2 protein-coding genes are annotated in these 3695 nt (G+C 43.4%); both read right to left on the bottom strand.

Annotation, left to right across the window (positions count from 1 at the left end; all coding sequences use genetic code 11):
* Positions 1-942: 942 nt before the first annotated feature.
* The gene (locus tag AC075L_RS07070) at positions 943-1413 is read right to left on the bottom strand and encodes a hypothetical protein (protein WP_476387438.1); all 471 of its coding nucleotides are present in this window, start codon (positions 1411-1413) and stop codon (positions 943-945) included.
* A 330-nt stretch (positions 1414-1743) separates the two neighbouring features.
* Positions 1744-3695, bottom strand: a 1952-nt coding sequence (locus tag AC075L_RS07065; protein ID WP_476387437.1) for a hypothetical protein, incomplete at its 5' end; no start/stop codon positions are given.

The raw sequence follows: 3695 nt of genomic DNA, 5'->3' as shown, positions 1-3695 counted from the left end.
CGGGAATTTTGCCCTACACTTAGTAACAGTTCTATAGAAAAAGCATTCAGAGATCTTATCGCATTAGGTGAAATACAAAAAGAAGGTAAGGGTAAAGGAACCTGTTATTTCAGATTAAAGTAATCCCCCTTTAAGTTTTATTTCCCTTATTTGCGTTGCGTTTTTAAGGGAATCATTCAGACATTAAGCGAAAGCATCTCTCCCGAGGTGCTTTTCTTATACCATTAGGAAGGCGATTAATGGAAATTTTAACTGGAATATTTATATAAGAAAAACGAGCTTTTTCGGAAATCTGACGTCGGATTGGGATTCTGTGTGTCGAATCCCACAAAGCCCTGATTCAGCTCAATTTACAGTTATCCGATATGCTCCCCCGAAACCCGAAGGAAAATGGCAGCATACCGACCTATGGCTGTAGGGGTCGCCAAAAGAGCCTCCAGTCATTCTTCCTCCAGGTGTGCCAGACGAAACCGTTAAGGACCGCTTCTGTATCGTCCATACGCCAGACGATCAGGGCGTCTTTGTCTTTGCAGATAATTCTTTTCTTTCAGGTCTCTGGCAGAGGGTCTCCTTACCAGGAGGTTGTTCCGCAGTATGTCATTGGATGTATAAAGCACCTCAAGTCACTCTCTATCCGCGGAGAGGAAATCCCCCTCCTTTGCAGCTCACATCAAGGATTACAGAATAGTCGACAGTCCTTCGCCGTCTCTGGAAAAAGTGAATTCGAATTCACTTTTTTGTACGACACATGGTTTTTCTTGTCTTCATCTGGGGTTAAGATCATTCACATCCGTGGATTGTATGTAACCACAATTGACAGGCAGCAGCCACCGATCATCCAACTATTAAATTAAACTGGACATCAAAAATTATCCATTGTATTTTGAGGCCCAGGCTATATGGCCGGGCTTTTGTTTTCGGATAAACAACAAGATCCAAAAATTATTTTTCTCCAAAAACCACAATTACTGAAAGTACAACCGGCAGGATAAGCAGAACGGAAGTCCAGAACGAAACGAGTTTGAGACAACCCGCCAATGCAAAACCGAAAACGACAATTTTCATCCAGGCATCGGCTTTGTATTTTTTTCTGCGGATAAGCCAATAAGAGAGCACTGTCAGTACCACACAGGCAATGCAGAAAAACAGAAAGACGACTGCAAATATAAGGATCAGGACAGAAACACTTACACTGAGTGCGCCTGCGATCACGCTTAGATCCGCCCCGTCTATTATCCATCCGGTTACGCTTTTTGACATGTGTCCAAAAGCCGCGGAGACGGAGAAAAGACGCAGATCTGCGAGTATCAGAAAAATCGTATAAACCGCCATCAAAACGGTAGAAACTATGGACAGGTTTTTCATTTTTATAATCCGCCTTTCTGCGAAAGGCACCAATGCGTCATGAAACATTTTGGCGGGCTTTCGCTAATCTATCTTCCTTCTGATAGTATTCATCTATAAGACTGGCACACTGGCAGGACATATGGAGGTGAGTGGCGGGGCGGTATAGAGGCGACCTCGTCTCATGAACCGGATGTTGTCTCCGTAATGGCCAGAGCAATCATAAAATCAGATCCGTAAGGATATCCTAAGGTTTTTCTTATTTTAAACCAGTTCTGGTGCAAGTTGCAAACACTTTGATCAAACTCAAACTTTTTCCTTTTTCGAATGAAAAAACCCCGGAAAAGATCCGGGGGAAAGAACATCTACAGTAATCCGGGGCAGATACCCTGGGTAATTTTATGAGGCAAAAAAGAAATTTCCGCGTACATAATATCCGCCGCTCTCGCAGTTGCCTCCAAGGGAATCGAGATACTGTTTTCCGTTTTTACTCTCGGAAACATAGATATATGAACGTTTCTTTTCAAAACCGCTCCTCTCCGCAACATTCTTGTAATCATCCGCCAGGACAAGCTCGGCTCCAAGGAGTTCGGCTTTCTTTTTGGCAAGATCATACAGTTTCCGGTAGATCATGGCTGCTTTTTTACCTGAGAAGCCGTTTTTGTAGCATTTTTCCAGGAATACAACCAGGTTTTCTTTGTTTTTCGGAGTTTCTTCTGATACATCCTCAAAATGCAGGTCCTTGTTTCCTTCATCTGATAACTTGGTAAGCCTCAGGATAGCCCTTCCGATGATCTCATTCTCTTCCATAACATAGATGACTTTTTTATTTGCATCGAATGTTGAAAGAAGGCACTCATTGTAAGCTCCATCTCTGTAGTTCATACAGGTTCTTTCCGGTAATACTCCGATGTTCATACAGCTGACAAAATCTGTGTACTCTCCTGTTTTTACCTTACCTTCCAAAAGCGTGATGTTTTCTTTCCAGGTGTTTTCCTGCTCCGGTGTTATCGTGTATCCGATCTCTTTGTGGAGATCCTTATACTTCACCTCGTCCAGAAGCCCGTAGATCGTTGCTTTTGCAATGAGAAGGACATTTTCCGCCTGCTGTCCGCAGTTGCTTTCATAGTAATCATGAACAATGGAAGCATTTCCGTCCAGACAGAAGGAAGTAAAGGCATCCATGTGCTCTTTCGGGATCTCAATCTGTTCTTTCAGCCAGCTGCTGTCCGTATCCAGATCGGTGAACGCTTTTTTAAACGCATCCAGTCCCATCTCAAACAGTTCCGGCTTCCGGTTACGCAAGATCGTTCTTACATCCTGCCCTGTCCTTGCTGCATTGGCAACAGAAGACACCTTTTCATCTGCCTGTTCCAGCTCCATCAATTGGAACAGATCTGATTTTGAGGCATCCCTGATACCCCTGCGGGCACAATAATCTTCAAAGGATTCGTTGGACAGAGCCGCTGCTATGGCGGCAGGATTCCTGTCTCCTTTCAGGGAACCAAAGCGAAAGACCTGGCGGATAAGGCGTAGTTTTTCATCTACACGCATATCCAGTCCTGCATATGTTTTCCTGATCCATTCCGGCTGTACGCAGACGGCCAGAAGTTCCTGGAAGGTATAAGTCCCGCTAAGTCCATGAAAGTCCATAGTGTTATACGTATAGAGCCATCTGCATTCCTTGTCCTCCTTTAATAATGTTAGGATATCTTTTTTCTGAAGTGTGTTCAGGTTGAAAAGCTTACGGAAATCTTTGATAAAAAGGATAGACTCATAGGGAATCTCCTGAAAGAGATCCAGATTATCTTCCATCAGCCTCAGAAAACTTTTCTTATGGTCAACAACAGCTTCGTAGATCAATTCCATCAGATTCTCTTCATTGGCTTTTCCAGCAACCTGATAAATAAGCTTTGTATACCGGTTCCCAGTGCAGACGGCAAGAAATCCAGCCCTCCAGAACACGGACTTCCCTGCATCATAAGGCTCCATATCAGCCAGGTTTTTCAGATAACCAGAAAGAAGCTTCCGGTCTAATTTAGCATAAGAAGCATTTTCAAAATATCTTTTATAAACATCACTTCTTATTATCAAATTCGGGTCCAGTTTTGACAGCTTTTCTTCAAGCAGATCCATTGTTTTTCCAATAATCTCCGCAACAGATGAATAATCTCTGACATCAGGCAGAAATACACTCGTTCCATATCTTCCGGCCCGGCCATAGATCTCCATAGCTCCGGGGCAGTTAAGAATGTTAATAAATGTCTGTATACGCTCAGATTCCCCGTTGACATTCCAGGAATCCGCAAGGGTATCCAGGATATAGAACTGTTCCAGATTGCGTTCAAATC

This window comes from Blautia sp. ZXY-1-B12 (genome assembly GCF_056339915.1).
The sequence above is the reverse complement of the archived record's forward strand: the minus strand, read 5'-3'. Positions and strand labels throughout refer to the sequence as shown.

Bases quoted from the DNA above. Each gene is read 5' to 3' on its own strand.
- AC075L_RS07070 (WP_476387438.1), bottom strand. From the start codon at position 1,413: ATGTTTCATGACGCATTGGTGCCTTTCGCAGAAAGGCGGATTATAAAA.